Raw genomic sequence first — 20,703 nt, 5'->3', positions numbered from 1 at the left:
GTTACTCCTTTTCCTGCTGTTCAGGGCGCCAGGTTCTCACCGCCCAGATCAACAAACCGATAATGAAGAACGCGCTGGGCGCCAGCAGGAACAAGCCGTTTGGCAGATACCAGCCACCGTTTTGTACGGTTTCAAGGACAGGAATACCAAACAGTTTGCCGCTGCCAAGAAGCTCGCGCAGGAAACCGACCGTCAGCAGGATCACGCCATAGCCAAGACCGTTGCCGATACCGTCCATAAAGCTGGCCAGCGGCGGCATTTTCATCGCATAGGCTTCTGCACGTCCCATCACGATGCAGTTGGTGATGATCAGGCCAACAAAGACCGACAGCTGTTTTGAGATTTCGTAGGCAAATGCCCGCAGCAGCTGATCCACCACAATGACCAGCGAGGCGATGATCGCCATCTGCACGATAATGCGCACGCTGTTCGGGATGTGGTGGCGGATCATTGAGATAAACAAGCTGGAAAACGCCGTCACCAGCGTTACCGCCAGGGTCATCACCACGGCGGTCTCCAGTTTTGTGGTGACCGCCAGCGCCGAACAGACGCCCAGTACCTGCAGGGTAATCGGGTTGTTGGCGATGAGCGGCCCAATAAGCACCCGTTTAACTTCTTTCAGTTCGCCCACATCAGCCATTGTTCAGCTCTCCTTCACGTACCTTTTTGAGAAAAGGACCAAAACCCATCTCGCCCATCCAGAAATCAAAGCTATGCTGCACACCGTTTGAGGTCAGCGTGGCGCCCGACAGGCCATCGATGGCGTACTCATCACCCGGACGTGCCCCGCCTTTCACCACTTTAAGCGCCGGCTGGCCGTTATCATCCAGCACTTTTTTGCCGACAAACTGCGCCCGCCAGGCTGGGTTTTCGACTTCGCCGCCCAGCCCCGGGGTTTCGCCCTGATCGTAGTAAGTGATGCCCTTGACGGTGCGTCCATCGGTGTTGAGCGCCACGAAGGCATACATCATCGACCACAGACCATTGCCATAGACCGGCAGAACCAGCTCCTGGACACGGTTTTGTTCATCGCGTACCAGATAAATCTCCGCCGTATTGCTGCGGCGTTTGATGCCTGCCGGATCCTGACTGGCCTCCAGTACCGTGCTGCGCTGCGGATCTTTCAGCGCCTGGGCCTGATTGTAAGTGGATGGATCGGTCTCCAGCAGCTCGCCAGTATTGAGATCCACCAGACGTGGCGTGATGCGTGAAGCAAAGGTCTGCGCCACATCCTCAGCCCTCATTTCGCCGTTCATCAGCCCGGCGACGGCCAGGATGTTACGTTGTTTATCCAGGGCGCGTTGCTCCTGCTGACGGGATTTAAGACCCACCGCAGATCCTGCTACCACAATGGAGCAGACCAGGCAAAGCACCACCACCACCATCAGCGTCTTGCCGATAGTGTCATTATTTCTAATCTCAGCCACGCGCCTTCCTCCGTTTGATGTTGGCACGCACCACCAGGTAATCGAACAGCGGCGCAAACAGGTTGGCGAACAGGATCGCCAGCATCATCCCTTCCGGATAGGCCGGGTTCACCACGCGGATAAGGACGCACATCGCACCAATAAGCGCCCCGTAATACCATTTTCCTTTATTGGTAAAGGATGCTGAAACCGGATCTGTCGCCATAAACATCATGCCGAAGGCGAACCCGCCCAGCACCAGATGCCAGTACCACGGCATGGCGAACATCGGATTCGTCGCCGAACCGATCAGGTTAAACAGCGTCGCGGTGAGGATCATGCCAAGCATGACGCCTGCCACAATGCGCCAGGAGGCGACACGGCCAAAGAGAATGATGGCTCCGCCAATCAGGATCATCAGCGTGGAAACTTCGCCGACTGACCCAGGAATGGTACCGATAAAGGCATCGAACCAGCTAACCGGCTGTCCGGTGGCGTTGTTGACCAGCGCCTCACCGCCGCGAGCGGCCCACTGGGAGAGTGGCGTTGCGCCGGAAAACCCGTCGGCGGCGGTCCAGACCAGATCGCCGGAGATTTGCGCCGGATAAGCAAAGAACAGGAACGCGCGCCCGGCGAGGGCCGGGTTAAGGAAGTTACGTCCGGTACCGCCGAAGATCTCCTTCGCCATCACCACACCAAAGGTGATCCCCAGCGCCGCCTGCCACAGTGGCAACGTCGGTGGCACAATCAGGGCAAACAGAATGGAGGTGACAAAGAAGCCTTCGTTGATTTCATGCTTACGCACGATGGCAAACAGCACTTCCCAGAAGCCGCCGACCAGAAAGACCGTCATGTAAATGGGCAGGAAGTAGACCGCCCCCAGCGTCATCATGCTGATCCAGCCGGCATCAGGCGCAAAGCTCACGCCCAGCGTCTGCGCCAGCCGGTAGTGCCAGTCGCCAGCGATAACCTGCTGAAGTTGCTGCGCATCGTACAGATGGTTAAGCGCGGGGATGGTTTGCAGACCGACGTTGTACATGCCCCAGAACATCGCCGGGAACACAGCGAACCAGACGAGGATCATCATACGTTTGAGATCGATGGCGTCGCGCACGTGCGCGGCCCCTTTCGTCACCTGCCCTTGCGTATACAGGAGCGTCGCGGTCGCTTCAAAAAGCGGGTAGTACTTTTCCAGCTTGCCGCCGTGAGTAAAATGCGGCTCCAGTTTTTCAATGAGATGTTTCAGGCCCATCAGTTATCCTTCCTGCTCAATGCGGGTTAACACCTCGCGCAACACCGGTCCGTATTCATATTTGCCGGGGCAAACGTAGGTGCAGAGCGCCAGATCTTCTTCATCCAGCTCCAGACAGCCCAGCGCCTGAGCACCGTCAGTATCACCCGCCAGCAGATCGCGCAGCAGCACGGTCGGCAGGATGTCGAGCGGCATCACCCGTTCGTAGTTGCCGATAGGCACCATCGCCCGCTCGCCGCCGTTGGTATCGGTGGAGAAGTTGAACAGCTTGTTGCGCAGGAAATGGCCCAGCGTCGTACGGGTGATAGAGAACTTCTCTTTGCCCGGCATCACCCAGCCAAAGAGCTCTTTCTCACGCCCTTCCTTCACCACGCTGACCTGCAAATGGAAGCGCCCGAGGTACGCCTGCACCCCGACGGCATGTCTGCCGCTCAGTACAGAACCCGAAATATGACGGTTTTCACCTTCCAGGGTTTCGTCCACCAGCAGCTCGTTGATGTCTGCGCCAAGGCAGGTGCGTACCAGGCGCGGATGGCGCATCTGCGGGCCGCCCAGGGCGATAACCCGCTCGGTGCAAAGCTGGCCGGTAGTGAACAGCTTGCCGATAGCGATAACGTCCTGATAGTTCAGATGCCAGACCTGTTTGGTCAGGCTCACCGCCTCCAGGAAATGGATGTGCGTACCCACAAGCCCTGCCGGATGCGGCCCGGCGAAGGTATTAAAGGTGACTTGCCCCTGCGGGTGTCCGCCCAGTTTGCCGCCGCTTGCCTGGCAGACATGCACTTTGCCCTCCGTCAGACGCGTGAGCAGGGTTAGCCCGGCATCAAATGCCTGACGCTGCGCCAGAATGAGCGGCTGCGGGTCGGCGCAGAGCGGGTTGGTGTCCATGGCGGTGACAAAAATGGCTGCCGGGACGGTGCCGGGCACCGGGGTTTTGCTGAAGGGGCGGGTACGAAATGCCGTCCACAGTCCCGACTCCAGCAGTTGGGATTGCACAGCCTCACGGGTAAGGGTGGCGAGCGCCGTCGCATCGTGACGGGTAAACTCGCGCTCACCCTCACCTTCGATGCGGATCACCACCGACTGTAGTACCCGGCGTTCGCCACGATGAATAGCGACTACCGTCCCGCTGGCGGGTGCGGTAAAGAAGACCCCAGGATTTTTTTTATCCTCGAATAGCGGCTGCCCCTTGATGACGCTGTCGCCTTCCTGTACCAGCATCGTGGGGCGCATGCCCACGTAATCGTCCCCCAGAAGCGCAACATGGCGAGGCATCGGACAGGGCGAAATCTGCTGATCGGGAATGCCAGAAATCGGCAAATCAAGTCCTTTTCTGATTCTAATCATAGTGTTAGTTGTTATCCATGAAAAATCGTTCCGGCCAGATAGCCGGACGAGTCAGAAGTCGTTTCACAGGAGAAGAAAGGCAGTGAACGCTCACTCATGTTACATGCAGGATCGTGGCTGACCCTGAGAAAAGCATCCTTTCTTCACCTTCGGTCGTAAGACGCGGGGAGTGTACCATTTCTGCCAATCAGGCGGCAGCGATAACGCAGCGGCGGGTGCTAAAATGCGACCGATTACGCAAAGTTCTCAATGCCAGCACGGCCAATCCAGGTTATAAGGAGAACTATTTTGTAAACCGACGCGCTGACGCTTGCGAAAAAATGCAGTGGTGCTAATGTGAGCGCTCCTAATGCAGATTAATCTGATTTCGGGTCTCTTTTGCCGTCCTGGCAAGTTGGTTAGGTTTTATCAAGGAACATGTAGTATGCGTAAAATCGCATTGTTCATTGCGATGCTTCTTATTCCGTGCGTTTCGTTTGCCGGGCTGCTCAGCAGCAACAGCTCAACAACGCCGATTAGCAAAGAATACAAACAGCAGTTGATGGGCTCTCCGGTCTATATCCAGATCTATAAGGAAGAGCGCACGTTAGACCTGTTCGTGAAGATGGGTGAGACGTATCAGCTGCTCGACAGCTATAAAATCTGCAACTACTCCGGTGGCCTTGGCCCGAAACAGCGTCAGGGCGATTTCAAAAGCCCGGAGGGGTTCTACAGCGTTCAGCGTAACCAGCTAAAACCTGACAGTCGCTTCTATAAAGCGATCAACATTGGTTTCCCCAATGCCTTTGACCGTGCGCACGGCTATGACGGTAAATATCTGATGATTCATGGTGCCTGTGTGTCAGTGGGTTGCTACGCCATGACCGACAGCGGTATTGATGAGATCTTCCAGTTTGTAACTGGCGCGTTGGTCTTTGGCCAGTCTGCGGTGCAGGTCAGCATCTATCCGTTCCGCATGACCGATGCCAATATGCAGCGTCACAAGAGCTCATACTACGCCGATTTCTGGAAACAGCTGAAGCCGGGTTATGACTACTTCCAGCAGACGCACAAGCCGCCGACCGTTTCGGTGGTGGATGGACGTTATGTGGTCAGCAAGCCGCTGAGCCACGAAGTCGTCCAGCCACAGCTGGCGTCAAACTACGCGCTCCCCCAGACAAAATAAGATCCACTCGCCTGGCATGATTCTTTGCCAGGCTTCATTGCCCGTCAGCGGCTGAGTGGCGATCACCGTGACCACATCGTTGGGTGTGGTTTCGGTCTGAAAATCGATTTCCACATCCTGATCCAGCAGTTTTGCCACGCCGAACGGCGCCCGCCGGGTGATCCAGAACAGGTTCGTCGAGCAGAACGCCATCACATACCGCCCGTCCGACAGCAGCATATTAAAGACCCCTTTCTCCCGCAGCTCCGTCGCCAGCGAGGCCACGTATTTAAAGACCGCGGTCATGTTGCCCGGCGTGCGCGGATAGCGCTCGGTCAGCTTATGCAGCAGCCAGCAAAAGGCCTTTTCGCTGTCGGTTTCACCAACCGGGCGAAAATTACCGGTCTCCAGCGACTTATAGCCCGTAAGTTGCCCGTTATGCGCGTAGGTCCAGTTACGGCCCCACAGCTCACGGGTAAACGGATGGGTATTTTCCAGCGCCACTTCACCGCGGTTGGCCTGGCGAATATGCGCCACCACCGAGCAGGATTTAATCGGATAGTCCTGCACCAGTTTGGCAATGGGGGAGTTGAAGCTGGGTTGTGGGTCCTTGAACGTGCGACAGCCTTTTCCTTCGTAGAAGGTGATACCCCAGCCGTCTTTATGCGGCCCGGTTCCTCCACCGCGCTGCACCAGTCCGGTGAAACTAAAGCAGATATCGGTTGGCACATTGGCGCTCATCCCGAGCAGTTCGCACATATCTCACCTCCACAACAGCGGGGGGCACTCACCCCCCAGCGAAGTCTTACTTAACCATCTCTTTTTCAATCAGCTGGATCAGGATGTGGATCACTTTGATATGAATTTCCTGAATACGGTCAGCGTAACCGAAGTGAGGCACACGAATTTCGATATCTGCGGTGCCTGCCATTTTGCCGCCATCTTTGCCAGTAAGGGTGATAACTTTCATCCCCTTCTCACGAGCCGCTTCAATGGCTTTGATGACGTTGCCGGAGTTGCCGGAGGTGGAGATCCCCAGCAGGACATCCCCTTCACGCCCTACCGCTTCAACATAGCGGGAGAAGACATAATCGTAACCAAAGTCGTTGCTCACGCAGGAGATGTGGCTGACGTCAGAGATCGCGATCGCCGGGTAGCCCGGACGGTTTTCACGATAACGCCCCGTCAGCTCTTCGGCAAAGTGCATGGCATCACAATGTGAACCACCATTGCCGCAGGAGAGCACTTTACCGCCCGCTTTAAAGCTGTCGGCCAGCAGGACCGCCGCGCGCTGAATAGCGTGGATATTGGCTTCATCTTTCAGAAAGTTGGCCAGCGTTTCCGCCGCTTCGTTCAGTTCGTTACGAATAAGATCCTGGTACATGAGGATAATCCTTCAGTATTGATGAAATAACAGAGCAAGTTTACCGGATAGCGGTAAAAGCGAGAAGCTAAAGCCATGGGAATCGTCGGGCGTTTTGCGTTTTTGTGCCGGGTAAAACCTGAACAATGTGAACCAGGTTGTAATTATTTTGTGAATGCATTGCTAAAAGAAATAACATCCACTACAACCATATCATCACAAGTGGTCAGACCTCCTACAAGACAGGGAGCAATTCTTTATGATGATTTTAAGTATTCTGTTAACCGTTGTTCTGCTCGGGGTGTTGTTCTATCACCGGGTCAGCTTAATGCTGAGCAGTCTTATCTTACTGGCCTGGACCGCTGCCCTTGGCGTGACCGGCATCTGGAACATCTGGGTGCTGGTTCCGCTGGCAATTATCCTGGTGCCGTTCAACGTGCGCTCGATGCGTAAATCCCTGATTTCTGCCCCGGTCTTCCGTGGTTTCCGTAAGGTGATGCCGCCGATGTCGCGTACCGAAAAAGAGGCGATCGACGCGGGCACCACCTGGTGGGAAGGCGAGCTGTTCCAGGGCAACCCTGACTGGAAAAAGCTGCATAACTATCCGCAGCCGCGCCTGACTGCTGAAGAGCAGGCGTTTATTGACGGTCCGGTTGAAGAAGCCTGCCGGATGGCGAACGACTTCCAGATCACCCATGAGATGGCCGATCTGCCGCCGGAGCTGTGGGCATTTTTAAAAGAGCATCGCTTCTTCGCGATGATCATCAAGAAAGAGTACGGCGGGCTGGAGTTCTCTGCGTATGCCCAGGCTCGGGTGCTGCAAAAACTGTCCGGCGTCTCCGGGATCCTGGCGATCACCGTCGGTGTACCTAACTCATTAGGCCCAGGCGAACTGCTGCAACATTACGGTACTGAAGAGCAAAAAAATCACTACCTGCCGCGCCTGGCCCGTGGTCTGGAAATCCCTTGCTTCGCACTCACCAGCCCGGAAGCGGGTTCCGATGCGGGCGCTATCCCCGATACGGGTGTGGTCTGCATGGGCGATTGGCAGGGTGAGCAAGTTCTGGGTATGCGTCTGACCTGGAACAAACGCTACATTACGCTGGCACCTATCGCCACCGTGCTCGGTCTGGCCTTTAAACTCTCCGACCCGGACAAGCTGTTAGGCGGCGAAGAGGATCTGGGTATCACCTGCGCGCTGATCCCGACCACCACACCTGGCGTGGAGATTGGTCGTCGCCACTTCCCGCTGAACGTACCGTTCCAGAACGGTCCGACCCGCGGTCAGGATATCTTTGTGCCGATCGATTACATCATCGGCGGCCCGAAAATGGCCGGTCAGGGCTGGCGTATGCTGGTTGAGTGTCTGTCTGTTGGCCGTGGTATTACCCTGCCGTCGAACTCAACCGGCGGTCTGAAATCGGTGGCAATGGGGATTGGCGCTTACGCCCACATCCGCCGTCAGTTCAAAATCTCTATCGGTAAGATGGAAGGGATTGAGGAGCCGCTGGCCCGTATCGCAGGTAACGCCTATGTGATGGATGCCGCCGCTTCCTTAATTACCTATGGCATCATGCTGGGTGAAAAACCGGCCGTGCTGTCCGCCATCGTGAAGTACCACTGTACCCACCGTGCCCAGCAGTCGATCATTGATGCGATGGATATTGCCGGCGGTAAAGGCATTATGCTGGGTGAAGGTAACTTCCTGGCACGTGGCTATCAGGGCGCACCGATTGCCATCACCGTTGAAGGGGCGAATATTCTGACCCGCAGCATGATGATCTTCGGTCAGGGGGCAATCCGCTGCCATCCATACGTGCTGGAAGAGATGGCCGCCGCGCAGAACAACGACGTGGATGCCTTCGATAAACTGCTGTTTAAACATATCGGCCATGTCGGTAGCAATAAAATGCGCAGCCTGTGGCTGGGCCTGACCCGCGGCCTGACCAGCGCCACGCCAACCGGCGACGCGACCCGTCGTTACTACCAGCATCTGAACCGTCTGAGTGCCAACCTTGCGCTGCTCTCTGACGTGTCAATGGCGGTGCTGGGCGGTAGCCTGAAACGCCGGGAACGCATCTCCGCCCGACTGGGTGATGTGCTGAGCCAGATCTTCCTCGCCTCGGCGGTACTGAAACGCTATGACGATGAAGGCCGTCATGAAGCGGACCTGCCGCTGGTCCACTGGGGCGTGCAGGATGCGCTGTATCAGGCGGAACAAGCCATCGACGATCTGCTGGCCAACTTCCCGAACCGCTTTGTGGCAGGCGCCCTGCGCGTGGTGATCTTCCCGACCGGTCGTCACTATCTGGCCCCGTCCGATAAGCTGGATCATAAAGTGGCGAAGATCCTGCAGGTACCGAGCGCAACCCGCTCCCGTATTGGCCGCGGTCAGTATCTGACCCCAAGCGAGCATAACCCGGTCGGTCTGCTGGAAGAGGCGCTGCTGGATGTGATGGCGGCCGACCCGATTCACCAGAAGATCTGCAAGCAACTGGGTAAAAACCTGCCCTTCACCCGCCTGAACGAGCTGGCTAAAGAGGCGCTGGCGGGCGGCATCATCACCAAAGATGAAGCGGACCTGCTGATTAAAGCCGAAGAGAGCCGTCTGCGCAGTATTAACGTTGATGATTTTGACGCTGAAGAGCTGGCGACACAGCCGGTAAAGCTGAAAGAGATCGTGCGTAAACCTGAAGCTGCGTAAGCCATTTCAGCCCGCCAAAACCCCGCCTCGTGCGGGGTTTTTTATTGCCACCCGTTTCTCTGTTTGTCGTGCTACAGTGTCAAAATGGGGTTATTCGAGGAGTCTTAACTGTGCCTGGTCTGAAGATTACGCTTTTGCAACAACCGCTGGTGTGGATGGATGGTCCGGCCAACCTGCGCCATTTTGATCGTCAGCTGGAAGGGATCGCCGGACGGGATATTATTATCCTGCCCGAGATGTTCACCACTGGCTTCGCCATGGAGGCGGCTAAGCAGTCCCTGCCGCAGGACGAGCTGGTTGCCTGGATGCAGGCCAGAGCGCAACAAACCCAGGCGTTAATCGCTGGCAGCGCAGCGTTGCAGACCGAACGCGGACCGGTGAACCGTTTTCTGCTGGTGGAGCCCGAGGGCAAGGTGCACTTCTACGATAAGCGCCATCTGTTCCGCATGGCGGACGAGCACCAGCACTATGAAGCGGGTAACGAGCGGGTTGTCTTTGAGTGGCGCGGCTGGCGCATTCTGCCGTTGGTCTGTTACGACCTGCGTTTCCCGGTGTGGTCCCGTAACCGCGATGATTACGACCTGGCGATCTACGTCGCCAATTGGCCGGCGCCCCGCTCTCTCCACTGGCAGGCGCTGCTGACGGCACGTGCGATTGAGAACCAGGCCTATATCGCTGGCTGCAACCGGGTCGGTACTGACGGCAACGGGCATCACTACCGGGGCGACAGCCGGGTGATCAACCCGCAGGGTGAGATTATTGCCACCGCTGAGCCGCATCATGCAACCCGGATTGATGCCGAGCTGTCGCTGACCGCGCTGAGGGAGTACCGGGAGAAGTTTCCTGCCTGGCAGGATGCGGATCCGTTTAGTATTGACTGAAGGGTAAAGCCGCACTGTCCTTGTCCCCTCACCTCATCGGCATAAAGGGACAGGAGCGGTGCGGCTCTGCTGTTTGTTACTTCATCTAATGAAAGGCGTCAGTCTTTTTCTTACAGCATGCGTTGCAGGATTTCGCGCTGTCCCTTGAAGGTATATTTGATTACCGCCGCGACATGCCCAAGCAGAATCAGGCCCAGTAAAATGCAGCTAACGCGATGCACTTTAAAGAAGAATTCATTAACTTCAATCGTGTTAATCGGATGAGTAATCGGCAGCAGCCCAAACAGGCTGTAATCTTTGTGCAGCATCAGGAAGCCGCTGGCCAGCACCAACATAATGGTCAGATAAAACAGCTCATGGATAAAAACCACCATCTGCTTTTTCCGCCCCGCCACCGTTGCCGGATAAGGCACTGAAGGACGAAAGAAGCGCCAGACAAAACGCACCAGCATGATTGGCGTTGCAATGGTGCCAAGCGACATATTCAACACAGAAAAAAAGGTAAACCAACGGGTCCCTTCCAGCGCGTGAAGAATGTAGCCCATGCACATGGCGTAGATAATGACGGCTGCAACCACCCAGTGTAAAAGGCGAGAAAAGCGATCGTAACGTGTGGGAATAACGGAAGAAGTTTGCATATCCTTGTCCTCTAAAACGTAATAACCTGGCGTCCTTTGAAGCCATGCGTCCAGAAATCATTCGCCCTGCCCTGCTTTAATCCTGCGCCGGGTTTAACAATGAAATTCTTCTCCGCAAAATAGGATATTGCCCTGCCCCTTAATAGAAGAACGCAGACCATTTTTAACCTCTTCTTTTTTCCCGTTAACCGGTTGGGCGACTGGAGCGTTGTTGAATTTATTATTTATGCAGGCCGGAAAAAGATAAGGAGGAGTCTATCGTTGCGAATACGCTGAATGAGGATAACGGAACCTGGGCATTTTCAGGCTCAACGGCATAAGCCAGACGGAAGATGTTGCTGGGGAAAGTTGCACAAAAACAGAGATCGAAAAAAGGCCCATGTTATTGCTAACATGGGCCTGAATGTGGCGGAACGGACGGGACTCGAACCCGCGACCCCCTGCGTGACAGGCAGGTATTCTAACCGACTGAACTACCGCTCCGCTGTGTTCCCTTGGTAACGAGGCAGATATTACGGTTTACCCTCGATCCCGTCAATGCTTTTTCTCTGCTTTTGAATCGTTTGCTGCAAAAACGATCCAAACGGTTATTTTACCAGCATTTCAGCGGCTTTTAGCCTCGCCAGAGGCAGCTTCCGCCCTTCTTCTGCACCAGATCCAGACGGGATTCATGCGCCATTAACTCTTCATCACTCGCAAGTATAACGCGCAGCGCGCTGGACTTACGAATAATGCGCTGAATTTCGCTCTCGCCGGACTCTTGCTGCGCCTCGTTATCGGCATTAAACGCCAGGGCGGTCTGGCCACCCGTCATGATCAGATAAACATCCGCCAGGATCTGGGCATCGAGCAGTGCCCCGTGTAGCGTTCGTTTGCTGTTATCTATCTCATAGCGCGAGCACAACGCGTCAAGGCTGTTCCGCTTGCCGGGGAACATCTTCCTTGCCATCGCCAGGCTATCAGTGACCTTGCAGAAGGCGTCTGTTTTCGGCAGGCCGCGGTTGAGCTTGCTGAATTCGTAATCCATAAAGCCGATATCGAACGAGGCGTTATGAATGACAAGCTCGGCGCCTTTAATGTAGTCGATGAATTCATCGGCAACGTCGGCAAAGGTAGGTTTATCGAGCAGAAACTCATCTGCAATACCGTGAACGCCAAAGGCTTCCGGGTCCACCAGCCGGTCTGGCTTCAGGTAAACGTGAAAGTTATTGCCGGTAAGACGGCGGTTAACCACCTCTACCGCACCGATCTCGATGATCTTATGCCCTTCATAGTGAGCACCGATCTGGTTCATACCCGTCGTTTCGGTATCGAGAACGATGATCCTGTCGGCGTTATGTGTGTCTGCAATACTCATTCTGTCAGCCTGTTCTTATTAACGATGACATTGTAATCAACCTGACCTGGCGTTCAAAGGCTAATTCACGCGGACTTTATTTTGCCGTGCCGAGGAAGACCATTTATGTCAGACTTACCGTTTTTATTACAGGATGTCTGCCAGGATGCGTAAACAGGTAGAGATTTACACCGATGGCTCGTGCCTCGGCAATCCGGGCCCAGGGGGTTACGGCGCCATTTTGCGGTATCGACAGCACGAAAAAACTTTCAATGAAGGCTTTCGCCTGACCACCAACAACCGCATGGAGTTGATGGCCGCGATTGTGGCTCTTGAGGCACTGAAAGAGCATTGCGATATTGTGCTGAGTACCGACAGCCAGTATGTACGCCAGGGGATCACCCAGTGGATCCACAACTGGAAAAAACGCGGCTGGAAAACCGCGGACAAAAAACCGGTGAAGAATGTCGATCTCTGGCAACGCCTGGATGCGACGCTCAGCCAGCATAAAATCCAGTGGGAATGGGTGAAAGGCCACGCCGGACATCCCGAAAACGAACGCTGCGACGAACTGGCGCGCGCTGCTGCGCTCAATCCGCAGCATGACGATGTGGGGTATAAACCGGAAGCCTGATCAGGGCTTCCGGTACTGCCGCGTGGCACCTACAGCGGGGCGCAATTGGGTCTTGGCTTTGCCTGATTTCATCGGATTGAGCGTCAGGGGGATGGTTCTCTTGCGCGCCACAATTAGCTGCATACAGCCCAGCGCCGGAAAATGGGTGCTGAGTAACTTCCCGCCCTGCCGCGTCCAGGGTATCACCTGAAAACCGCTCTGGTGCATCACCTCAAAATTGAGCAGCGAGAGCCAGTCCAGCTGGCGCATCAGCGTGAACATGCGGCTGTTATAGGGTGGCGTGCGACGCAGCACCGGCACCAGCTTTCTCAGCCCCATCAGACTCATCGGGTTAAAGCCGCTAATCACCAGCCAGCCATCATCAATCAAAACCCGATCGGCTTCCCGCAGCAGACGGTGCGGGTCATCGCACCAGGGCAGCAAATGTGCCAACAGGCACGCATCAACGGACTTCTCGGCAAAAGGGAGCTGCAGCGGATTGGCCTTCACCTGAACGGGTTCCCCGCCCAGCGAAACATTGACCTGATGCGAGATGGCGCAGCTTTCAGAGTTGATTTCCGCGCTCAGATTGCCAATCTTAAGCAGGTGAAAACCATACATTTTCGCAAACCAGGGCTTAAGCTGTAACTCGAGCGCTTCACGATAGTATTCACCCCAGGGCAACTCCGCCCAGTGTTTCGGTGCGGTAACAATCTGAGGTATCCTTGCCGGTTTCATCAAAACACCCGCCACGCTATGAGAGGTAATGTATGAATCTTAACAGTATTTCTGCTTTTCAGGACAATTACATCTGGGTTTTAAGCAATGATGAGGGTCGTTGCGTGATTGTCGATCCTGGCGAGGCGGAGCCGGTGTTAAACGCCATCGAGCAAAACCAGTGGCAGCCGGAAGCCATTCTGCTCACGCATCATCACCATGACCATGTGGGCGGCGTGGCGGCACTCTGCGCAAAATTTCCGCATCTTGTGGTATACGGTCCTGCTGAGACACAAGATAAGGGGGCTACGCGCGTAGTAAAAGATGGCGAAAAGATCCTCATTCTAACGTTGGAATTTTCTGTAATTGCAACACCGGGTCACACTTCTGGACATATTTCGTACTTTAGCTTCCCTTATCTTTTCTGTGGGGACACAATGTTCTCTGGTGGCTGCGGACGACTCTTCGAAGGCACTCCAGCCCAGATGTACCAGTCCTTCCAGAAAATTAACGCTCTCCCCGACGATACCCTTATTTGTTGCGCACATGAATACACTTTAGCGAATATGAAGTTTGCGATGCACGTTCTGCCTGAGGATAGTGCGATTCAGGATTATTACCGCAAAGTGAATGAGTTACGTGCAAAAAACCAAAAAACACTGCCCGTAATTCTGAAAAATGAACGTAAAATTAATTTATTTCTTAGAACAAATGACATTGATTTAGTTAATAAAATTAAAGAAGAAACAAATATGTTACAACCTGAGGATTGTTTCGCGTGGTTAAGGGCAAAGAAAGATGACTTCTGACAATTGCATGTTGCCTTTTTAACTATTCGTCGTTATCATCGCTCGTCTTTTAAGCAACTATTGACACACACATGAAGGCAAAAGCGATATTACTCGCCTCTGTCCTGCTTGTGGGTTGCCAGTCGTCACAGAACACTGGCAACGTACAACAGCACGCACAGAGCCTTTCTGCAGCTGGTCAAGGGGAAGCAGGGAAGTTCACAAGTCAATCGCGATGGGCAGACGATGGGACGTCCTTCGCACAGGATCAAGACTTGTGGGTCTCTATTGGTGACGAGCTAAAGATGGGAATTCCGGAAAACAGCCGGATTCGCGAACAGAAACAGAAGTATTTAAGCAATAAGAGCTATCTCCACGATGTAACTTTACGGGCAGAGCCGTATATGTACTGGATAGCAGGGCAAGTTAAGAAACGTAACATGCCCATGGAACTGGTACTACTACCCATAGTGGAGAGCGCTTTTGACCCACACGCAACGTCTGGCGCCAAGGCCGCAGGTCTTTGGCAGATCATACCGAGCACAGGGCGCAATTATGGTTTAAAACAGACCCGCAACTACGATGCGCGTCGTGATGTGGTCGCCTCGACGACTGCCGCTCTCGATATGATGCAACGTCTGAACAAGATGTTCGACGGTGACTGGCTGCTGACTGTCGCTGCGTACAACAGCGGTGAGGGTCGTGTACTGAAGGCAATGAAAGCGAATAAAGCACGGGGTAAACCTACCGACTTTTGGTCGCTTCCACTGCCACGGGAAACCAAATTATACGTACCTAAAATGCTGGCTTTGAGTGAAATCTTCAAAAACAGCAAACAGTACGGCGTGCAGCTGCCAACCTCCGACGAAAGTCGTGCGCTGGCGAAAGTGCGTATCAACAACCCTGTTGAACTGAAACAGGTTGCGGATATGGCAGGTATCTCGGTGACCAAACTGAAAGCCTTCAACGCAGGTGTGAAGGGCTCTACGTTAGGTACCAGCGGACCAAAATACGTTCTGGTGCCGCAGAAACACGCTGAACAGTTACGGGTATCGTTAGCGTCGGGTGAGATTGCAGCGGTTCAGTCTACGCTGATTGCGGATAACACACCGTTAAATAGCCGTAGCTATCGGGTACGTACAGGCGATACGCTTTCAGGCATTGCTTCACGTCTTGGCGTGAGCACGAAAGATCTGCAGCAGTGGAACAAGCTGCGTGGCTCTACCCTGAAAGTGGGTCAGAACCTGACGATTGGCGCGGGTAACAGCGCGCAGCGTCTCGCCAATAATAGCGATAGCATTACCTATCGCGTACAAAAAGGCGATTCGCTTTCCAGTATTGCCAAGCGTCACGGCGTAAACATCAAAGATGTGATGCGCTGGAACAGCGATACGGATAATCTGCAGCCTGGCGACCGGATAACGTTGTTTGTAAAAAACAACGCCACACCGGATTCCTGATTTCAGAGACCTGATGTAAAAAGGCACCGATTCCCCTCGGTGCCTTTTTTGTTTATCCCGCCTTTTGGGCTTCAGCCAGGAGGGTATCGCTGGTAAAGGAGCCCTCTTCCTGCAGCTCAAAGTAGGCTTTGACCTCGGCCGAGGCACTCTCCTGGTACAACCGGATCGCCTGACTCAATGCCTCTGGGGTGCGCATACGCGCAATCCACGAAGAAAACTCCAGCCTTAATCTGTCAGTCTGCAGCGATTGTGCAATCAGCCCGGCATCGGTGAACATGGACAACCACTCGCCGCTGGAGTAGTTCCGGACATGCGAGGTATCCCGCAACGCTTCCACCGTCTGTAACCAGATATCACGTACCGGATGACCCGGCGACATGATATCCATGATGATAACCAGCCCACCCGGCTTCAGCACCCGCTTAACTTCGCGCAACGCCTGGCCGACGTCATGCCAGTGGTGCGCCGAGTAGCGGCTGATCACAATATCAAACATTTCATCGTCAAAGGGTAATGATTCTGCATAGCCCTGACGGGTGGCAATATTATTCAGCCCCTTCTCGCTGGCTGCGGCGGCAACCACCTCCAGCATCTGGCTGGATAAGTCATATGCCGTCACCTGAGCCACCTGCTGCGCTGCTACAAAGCTGGCATGACCTGCCCCGCAGCCTAAATCAAGGATGCTGGCTTTCGGAAAATCAGCCAGACGTTCAGCCAGACGCTGCAAATCGCGCCCGGATGCGTGAACCGCGCTGGTGAGGTAGGCCTTAGCCTGAGAGCCAAACTGTTTTTCTACGTTGTCATGATGGGACTGTGTTGTCATTTTGCTGTCCTTCGGTTGATGAAAAATAAAGGGCAGCACCCGTACAGGCCTGCCCCACGGCAGACCTGACGCACCTCTATCTCTCAGGTTTGCCGGGACTGAATTCAACGAGTAGCGGATTGTGATCGGATGCGCGAGTGACCAGCACAGAGGCTTCACTCACGTTCAGACCACGATAGAAGACAAAATCGAGCGGACGACCAAAGGCCTTGCGCCGCTGGTCATCGGTAAAACGTACTTCGCGCAGCGACATCTCACGCGCAAAGCGATAAAGCGCATTCATTCGCGGACGGCTCCAGGCATTGAAATCGCCAGCCATAACCACCGGGCCGCTGTGATGGGCAATCTGATCGCCGATAGGCAGCAGCTGCTTGCTGTAGACATCCACGCCAAGGCTGAAGTTAACCGCGTGGATATTGACCACCATCAGCAGCCGGGTATCCGGCAGCGGATACACGGTGACCAGGGCGGATTTCGCCAGGCGCAGAAGCGGTTCGCGCTCGCGCAGTGGGCAGCAATAGACGGGATGAGCGGCAGAGAGCGTCATCACCCCTGACGGATGCTGGGGTAAGACAAATGCCGGCACCTGGTCAGCAGCGAGATAGTTAGTGGTCGCAAACCTGACCAGTTCAGGTGTGGTTTGCGCCTCCTGCAGCAGCACCAGATGAGCATCTTTACCAAAATTCTGCAGGACGGATAACCATTCGGCGCGTTGCTGTTTAAAGATATTCCATACCAGCACCCGAATTTTTTCGTCGCTGCTTAAAGGCGCACCCGCAGGCAATGCCTGGCCAATGCTCGCAAACGACCCCGGAGGTAAAATTCGCTCCGCTGGCTGTCCGGCAACATAACGCATGGCATAGGTATTTTTTCGCACGGTGTGAAACGACCCCTATCAACTTGAACCCGTCCAGAAACAGGAGCGGGTTCTAATGTTATAGGGTTTTCAGCTCACACTTTCAACGCTATTACTAAGAAACTACTGAGTTACTCAGATTCCGCTGAGCTGTTTTGTCGGTAAGTACTTACATAAAGTTATCCGAGAGTAACGCGCGCGGGCTTATCCAGACGACCACTCAGGCCAATCAACAGAAACGCCACGAGAACAATGACCGCCCCAATCCACGGCGTTTGCGACAGACCAAAATGCTCGACCGTCTGCCCACCAATAATGGAACCCAGGGCGATACCGACATTAAACGCGGCGATATTAAGACCGGAAGCAACATCCACGGCGTTGGGTGTATAGTGTTCGGCTTTCTGCACGACATAGACCTGTAAACCCGGTACGTTACCGAAGGCGAAGATCCCCATTACCAGTACCGTACCCAGCGCGGCATACTGTATGGAAGCGGTGAACTGGAAGACCAGTAAAAGCACTACCAGGGCAGCAAAGATAATTTTCAGCGCCGGGACTGCGCCATGCTTATCGGCCAGCTTTCCGCCCCAGATATTGCCGATCGCCACCGAAACGCCATAGCCCAGCAGGATCCAGCTTACTGCGCTCGGTGAGAACCCTGCCAGATCCTGCATCATTGGCGCCAGGAAGGTAAATGCGGTAAACACACCGCCATAGCCCAGCGCCGTAATGGCATAGATCATCAGCAGACGAGGATGAGTCAGCACTTTCAGCTGATCGCGCAGCGTCGCTGCCGCGCGTCCCGGAATAGTGGACGGGATCAGCACCAGACTGCTAATCAGCGCAATCACGCCCAGCAGAGAGACCGCGAGGAAGGTTTCACGCCAGCCAAAATGTTGCCCAATAAAGGTGCCCAGCGGTACACCTGTCACCAGGGCTACGGTTAAACCGCCAAACATAATGGCAATAGCAGAGGCCGCTTTCTCTTTCGGCACCAGGCTCGTCGCAATTGTCGAGCCGATGGAGAAGAAGACACCATGAGCCAGCCCCGTCAGGAGGCGGGCAATGACCAGGGTTGTATAATCAGGTGCCTGCCAGGCAAGGATGTTGCCTGCGGTAAACAGCACCATCAACGCCATCAGCAGCTGTTTACGCAGCAGACGGCCTGTGAGTGCGGTCAGTACCGGTGCGCCGATAGCCACACCGAGGGCATAGATAGAGACCAGTAAACCCGCCGAAGGCAGCGAGATGGCAAGTTGGTCAGCAATGGTAGGAACCAGACCTACAATAACAAATTCAGTCGTGCCGATTGCAAAGGCACTGATCGTCAGGGCAAGTAGCGCCAGAGGCATAAATAACTCCGTCTCATCAGGATTAAGATGACACGGAGTATGCGCCAGTGTTTAAATAACAAAAATGCTCAAAGTATCAATACAATTTTGCGGATAAAGCAACAATGAAAGCAACGTCTGAGGAGCTGGCGATATTTGTCGCCGTCGTTGAGAGCGGCAGTTTTAGCCGTGCCGCAGAACAGCTGGGACAGGCTAATTCAGCCGTCAGCCGCTCGGTGAAAAAGCTGGAGATGAAGCTGGGCGTCAGCCTGCTTAACCGGACGACCCGGCAACTGAGCCTGACCGAAGAAGGCGAACGCTATTTTCGCCGCGTGCAGTCTATTCTGCAGGAGATGGCCGCCGCAGAAACAGAGATCATGGAGACGCGCAGCACGCCACGCGGGCTTCTGCGTATCGATGCGGCGACGCCCGTGGTGCTGCATTTCCTGATGCCTTTAATTAAACCTTTCCGCGAACGTTATCCGGAAATGACGCTCTCTCTGGTTTCTTCAGAAACGTTTATCAACCTGATTGAGCGCAAGGTGGATGTGGCGATCCGCGCGGGGACGCTGACCGATTCCAGCCTGCGGGCACGCCCTCTGTTCACCAGTTATCGCAAAATCATCGCCTCCCCGGCCTATATTGCCCGCTTCGGCAAGCCTGAGACGATAGAGGAACTGAAGCAGCATCTCTGCCTGGGCTTTACGGAGCCGGTATCCCTTAATACATGGCCTCTCGCCTGCCATGATGGCCAGCTGCATGAAGTGGTTTGCGGTTTATCATCCAACAGCGGCGAGACGCTCAAACAGTTATGCCTTGAAGGAAATGGGATTGCCTGCCTGTCGGATTATATGATTGATAAAGAGATTGCGCGGGGGGAGTTAGTCGAGCTGATGGCAGACAAGCGCCTGCCGGTAGAGATGCCCTTCAGTGCGGTTTATTACAGTGACAGAGCGGTAAGCACCCGCATCCGGGCCTTTATTGATTTTCTGAGCGAGCATGTAAAACAGCTCCCGAAGGAGCTGTGAGAGGGTTCAGGGTACAGAGGGCGGGCTAGATTAGTCCCACTTCGGCGCCAGACCTTCCGGGCTAACCAGACGATCGTTGCAGTCAAGCGCCGCGATCGCTTTTTTATCATCCAGATCCAGCTTCAGATCCTGTGCCAGCAGATTGCTCGCCAGGTTTTCACGCTTGGTTGAAGACGGGATCACTGCATAACCTTCGCCCATCGCCCATGCCAGGATAACCTGTGCTGCGGTGGCATTATGCCTGGTAGCAATGCGCAGAATGGTTTCGTCTTTCAGAGCCTTACCGTAAGCCAGCGTCATGTAAGAAGTGATATGGATGCCATGCTGCTTCGCCCACTCCACCACCTGCCGGTTTTGCAGATAAGGGGATAGTTCGATCTGATTGGTGGCGATATTTTCTGCGCCAACTGCGGCAACTGCCCTTTCCATCAACGGGATAGTGAAGTTGGAGATACCAATTTCGCGCGTCAGTCCCTGCGTTTTAGCTTCCAGCAAAGCCTGCATAAATTCTTCAACGGACACCGCATCGTTCGGCGATGGCCAGTGAATCAGGGTCAGATCCACATAATCGGTGCGCAGCTTTTTCAGGCTCTCTTTCAGGCTTGGGATTAATTTCTCTTTGCTGAGGTTCTCAATCCAGATCTTGGTGGTAATAAAAAGTTCGTTACGCGGTACGCCGCTCTCTGCGATCGCCTGACCCACAGCGGCTTCGTTGTCGTAGATTTGGGCGGTATCAATCGTGCGATAACCCAGTTCGAGGGCAGTTTTAACGGATGCGATAACAACGTCGTCTTTCAGGCGGAAAGTGCCAAGACCGAATGCAGGGATAGACATGAAATTCCTCTTTTCTTCATCATGTTTGTTAATAAAGAGGATTATCTCTGGCGGGGATATGTGAAAAAAGATCGTATTAAGCAGAGGATTTTTGCGTTTACAGCAATAATCAAACAGCAGGCAAGAAAAAAGCCCTGAGCGTGAGCTCAGGGCTTCTTAATAAGTGGCGGAACGGACGG

At 54.4% G+C, this 20,703-nt stretch carries 19 protein-coding genes, 1 tRNA gene and 1 pseudogene; 7 read left to right on the top strand and 14 right to left on the bottom strand.

The features are described from left to right. Nucleotide 1: 1 nt before the first annotated feature. The 4 genes from B3X29_RS13470 to B3X29_RS13455 are packed head-to-tail and all read right to left on the bottom strand — an operon-like array spanning nucleotide 2 to nucleotide 4,005. A complete protein-coding gene (locus B3X29_RS13470; RefSeq protein ID WP_103178379.1) occupies nucleotides 2–640 on the bottom strand; it encodes an NADH:ubiquinone reductase (Na(+)-transporting) subunit D in 639 nt (212 codons plus the stop codon). Next, a complete protein-coding gene (locus tag B3X29_RS13465; RefSeq protein WP_159339674.1) occupies nucleotides 633–1,427 on the bottom strand; it encodes a Na(+)-translocating NADH-quinone reductase subunit C in 795 nt (264 codons plus the stop codon). The genes B3X29_RS13470 and B3X29_RS13465 overlap by 8 nt, the downstream gene beginning before the upstream one ends. After that, on the bottom strand, nucleotides 1,420–2,658 hold the full coding sequence (locus B3X29_RS13460) for an NADH:ubiquinone reductase (Na(+)-transporting) subunit B (RefSeq protein ID WP_156653952.1): 1,239 nt from the start codon (nucleotides 2,656–2,658) through the stop codon (nucleotides 1,420–1,422). Before B3X29_RS13460 ends, B3X29_RS13465 begins: the two co-directional genes overlap by 8 nt. Before the next feature lie 3 nt (nucleotides 2,659–2,661). Further along, entirely contained in the window at nucleotides 2,662–4,005 is a 1,344-nt protein-coding gene (locus B3X29_RS13455) for a Na(+)-translocating NADH-quinone reductase subunit A (protein WP_159339673.1), read from the bottom strand. Nucleotides 4,006–4,429: 424 nt separating this feature from the next. Between B3X29_RS13455 and dpaA the strand changes: the two genes are divergently transcribed. Next, complete coding sequence (dpaA, locus tag B3X29_RS13450) at nucleotides 4,430–5,170, top strand: peptidoglycan meso-diaminopimelic acid protein amidase (RefSeq protein ID WP_103178375.1); 741 nt, start codon at nucleotides 4,430–4,432, stop codon at nucleotides 5,168–5,170. On the opposite strand, the gene B3X29_RS13445 is transcribed toward dpaA, so the two are convergent. Both B3X29_RS13445 and lpcA read right to left on the bottom strand, forming a co-directional pair. After that, the gene (locus B3X29_RS13445; RefSeq protein ID WP_103178374.1) at nucleotides 5,141–5,908 is read right to left on the bottom strand and encodes a class II glutamine amidotransferase; all 768 of its coding nucleotides are present in this window, start codon (nucleotides 5,906–5,908) and stop codon (nucleotides 5,141–5,143) included. The genes dpaA and B3X29_RS13445 overlap by 30 nt on opposite strands. A gap of 46 nt (nucleotides 5,909–5,954) precedes the next feature. After that, nucleotides 5,955–6,533, bottom strand: a complete 579-nt coding sequence (gene lpcA / locus B3X29_RS13440) for a D-sedoheptulose 7-phosphate isomerase (protein ID WP_103178373.1) — start codon at nucleotides 6,531–6,533, stop codon at nucleotides 5,955–5,957. A 238-nt stretch (nucleotides 6,534–6,771) separates the two neighbouring features. On the opposite strand from lpcA, the gene fadE reads away from it, so the two are divergent. Both fadE and B3X29_RS13430 read left to right on the top strand, forming a co-directional pair. Next, nucleotides 6,772–9,216, top strand: a complete 2,445-nt coding sequence (gene fadE / locus B3X29_RS13435; RefSeq protein ID WP_156653949.1) for an acyl-CoA dehydrogenase FadE — start codon at nucleotides 6,772–6,774, stop codon at nucleotides 9,214–9,216. A gap of 110 nt (nucleotides 9,217–9,326) precedes the next feature. Continuing rightward, nucleotides 9,327–10,097, top strand: a complete 771-nt coding sequence (locus tag B3X29_RS13430) for an amidohydrolase (protein WP_103178371.1) — start codon at nucleotides 9,327–9,329, stop codon at nucleotides 10,095–10,097. Between the two features lie 110 nt (nucleotides 10,098–10,207). Here the strand turns inward: B3X29_RS13430 and B3X29_RS13425 are convergent, their stop codons facing one another. The 3 genes from B3X29_RS13425 to dnaQ form a co-directional block, all read right to left on the bottom strand. Next, nucleotides 10,208–10,735, bottom strand: a complete 528-nt coding sequence (locus tag B3X29_RS13425; RefSeq protein WP_156653948.1) for a cytochrome b — start codon at nucleotides 10,733–10,735, stop codon at nucleotides 10,208–10,210. A 406-nt stretch (nucleotides 10,736–11,141) separates the two neighbouring features. Further along, a tRNA-Asp gene (locus B3X29_RS13420) sits at nucleotides 11,142–11,218 on the bottom strand. 130 nt (nucleotides 11,219–11,348) lie between these two features. Then, nucleotides 11,349–12,092: a DNA polymerase III subunit epsilon gene (dnaQ, locus tag B3X29_RS13415; RefSeq protein ID WP_156653947.1), complete on the bottom strand. Its 744-nt coding sequence runs from the start codon at nucleotides 12,090–12,092 to the stop codon at nucleotides 11,349–11,351. 145 nt (nucleotides 12,093–12,237) lie between these two features. Between dnaQ and rnhA the strand changes: the two genes are divergently transcribed. Further along, nucleotides 12,238–12,705 carry a ribonuclease HI gene (rnhA, locus tag B3X29_RS13410; protein WP_290554644.1) on the top strand — a complete coding sequence of 156 codons (468 nt, stop codon included), beginning with the start codon at nucleotides 12,238–12,240 and terminating at the stop codon, nucleotides 12,703–12,705. Here the strand turns inward: rnhA and B3X29_RS13405 are convergent, their stop codons facing one another. Further along, complete coding sequence (locus B3X29_RS13405) at nucleotides 12,706–13,422, bottom strand: class I SAM-dependent methyltransferase (RefSeq protein WP_159339672.1); 717 nt, start codon at nucleotides 13,420–13,422, stop codon at nucleotides 12,706–12,708. It lies immediately after the preceding gene. A gap of 32 nt (nucleotides 13,423–13,454) precedes the next feature. Between B3X29_RS13405 and gloB the strand changes: the two genes are divergently transcribed. Then, nucleotides 13,455–14,210: a hydroxyacylglutathione hydrolase gene (gene gloB, locus B3X29_RS13400; RefSeq protein ID WP_159339671.1), complete on the top strand. Its 756-nt coding sequence runs from the start codon at nucleotides 13,455–13,457 to the stop codon at nucleotides 14,208–14,210. 71 nt (nucleotides 14,211–14,281) lie between these two features. Further along, the gene (gene mltD / locus B3X29_RS13395; protein WP_103178365.1) at nucleotides 14,282–15,649 is read left to right on the top strand and encodes a murein transglycosylase D; all 1,368 of its coding nucleotides are present in this window, start codon (nucleotides 14,282–14,284) and stop codon (nucleotides 15,647–15,649) included. A gap of 52 nt (nucleotides 15,650–15,701) precedes the next feature. Here the strand turns inward: mltD and B3X29_RS13390 are convergent, their stop codons facing one another. The 3 genes from B3X29_RS13390 to B3X29_RS13380 form a co-directional block, all read right to left on the bottom strand. Further along, nucleotides 15,702–16,472, bottom strand: coding sequence for a class I SAM-dependent methyltransferase (locus tag B3X29_RS13390; RefSeq protein ID WP_159339670.1), 771 nt, complete (start codon nucleotides 16,470–16,472; stop codon nucleotides 15,702–15,704). Nucleotides 16,473–16,548: 76 nt separating this feature from the next. After that, nucleotides 16,549–17,349 (bottom strand): endonuclease/exonuclease/phosphatase family protein, encoded by an 801-nt coding sequence (locus B3X29_RS13385; protein WP_039032074.1) that lies wholly within the window; start codon nucleotides 17,347–17,349, stop codon nucleotides 16,549–16,551. A gap of 158 nt (nucleotides 17,350–17,507) precedes the next feature. Continuing rightward, nucleotides 17,508–18,683: an MFS transporter gene (locus B3X29_RS13380; RefSeq protein WP_159339669.1), complete on the bottom strand. Its 1,176-nt coding sequence runs from the start codon at nucleotides 18,681–18,683 to the stop codon at nucleotides 17,508–17,510. 104 nt (nucleotides 18,684–18,787) lie between these two features. Between B3X29_RS13380 and yafC the strand changes: the two are divergent. Further along, nucleotides 18,788–19,719 (top strand): annotated as a pseudogene (gene yafC / locus B3X29_RS13375) (DNA-binding transcriptional regulator YafC). A gap of 1 nt (nucleotide 19,720) precedes the next feature. On the opposite strand, the gene dkgB reads toward yafC, so the two are convergent. Beyond that, a complete protein-coding gene (dkgB, locus tag B3X29_RS13370; RefSeq protein ID WP_103178361.1) occupies nucleotides 19,721–20,524 on the bottom strand; it encodes a 2,5-didehydrogluconate reductase DkgB in 804 nt (267 codons plus the stop codon). Between the last annotated feature and the right edge of the window lie 179 nt (nucleotides 20,525–20,703).

The sequence above is a fragment of the Leclercia sp. UBA5076 genome, from assembly GCF_002416465.1.
In the GTDB taxonomy this organism is placed as follows: Bacteria; Pseudomonadota; Gammaproteobacteria; order Enterobacterales; family Enterobacteriaceae; genus Enterobacter.
Note: the sequence above shows the minus strand (reverse complement) of the source record. Positions and strands in the feature narration are given on the sequence as shown.

Coding starts and splice junctions, on each gene's coding strand:
- fadE (WP_156653949.1), top strand. CDS start 6,772: ATGATGATTTTAAGTATTCTGTTAACCGTTGTTCTGCTCGGGGTGTTG.
- B3X29_RS13455 (WP_159339673.1), bottom strand. CDS start 4,005: ATGATTAGAATCAGAAAAGGACTTGATTTGCCGATTTCTGGCATTCCC.
- B3X29_RS13380 (WP_159339669.1), bottom strand. CDS start 18,683: ATGCCTCTGGCGCTACTTGCCCTGACGATCAGTGCCTTTGCAATCGGC.
- mltD (WP_103178365.1), top strand. CDS start 14,282: ATGAAGGCAAAAGCGATATTACTCGCCTCTGTCCTGCTTGTGGGTTGC.
- rnhA (WP_290554644.1), top strand. CDS start 12,238: ATGCGTAAACAGGTAGAGATTTACACCGATGGCTCGTGCCTCGGCAAT.
- dnaQ (WP_156653947.1), bottom strand. CDS start 12,092: ATGAGTATTGCAGACACACATAACGCCGACAGGATCATCGTTCTCGAT.
- B3X29_RS13470 (WP_103178379.1), bottom strand. CDS start 640: ATGGCTGATGTGGGCGAACTGAAAGAAGTTAAACGGGTGCTTATTGGG.
- B3X29_RS13390 (WP_159339670.1), bottom strand. CDS start 16,472: ATGACAACACAGTCCCATCATGACAACGTAGAAAAACAGTTTGGCTCT.
- B3X29_RS13460 (WP_156653952.1), bottom strand. CDS start 2,658: ATGGGCCTGAAACATCTCATTGAAAAACTGGAGCCGCATTTTACTCAC.
- B3X29_RS13405 (WP_159339672.1), bottom strand. CDS start 13,422: ATGAAACCGGCAAGGATACCTCAGATTGTTACCGCACCGAAACACTGG.
- B3X29_RS13425 (WP_156653948.1), bottom strand. CDS start 10,735: ATGCAAACTTCTTCCGTTATTCCCACACGTTACGATCGCTTTTCTCGC.
- lpcA (WP_103178373.1), bottom strand. CDS start 6,533: ATGTACCAGGATCTTATTCGTAACGAACTGAACGAAGCGGCGGAAACG.
- dpaA (WP_103178375.1), top strand. CDS start 4,430: ATGCGTAAAATCGCATTGTTCATTGCGATGCTTCTTATTCCGTGCGTT.
- gloB (WP_159339671.1), top strand. CDS start 13,455: ATGAATCTTAACAGTATTTCTGCTTTTCAGGACAATTACATCTGGGTT.
- B3X29_RS13445 (WP_103178374.1), bottom strand. CDS start 5,908: ATGTGCGAACTGCTCGGGATGAGCGCCAATGTGCCAACCGATATCTGC.
- dkgB (WP_103178361.1), bottom strand. CDS start 20,524: ATGTCTATCCCTGCATTCGGTCTTGGCACTTTCCGCCTGAAAGACGAC.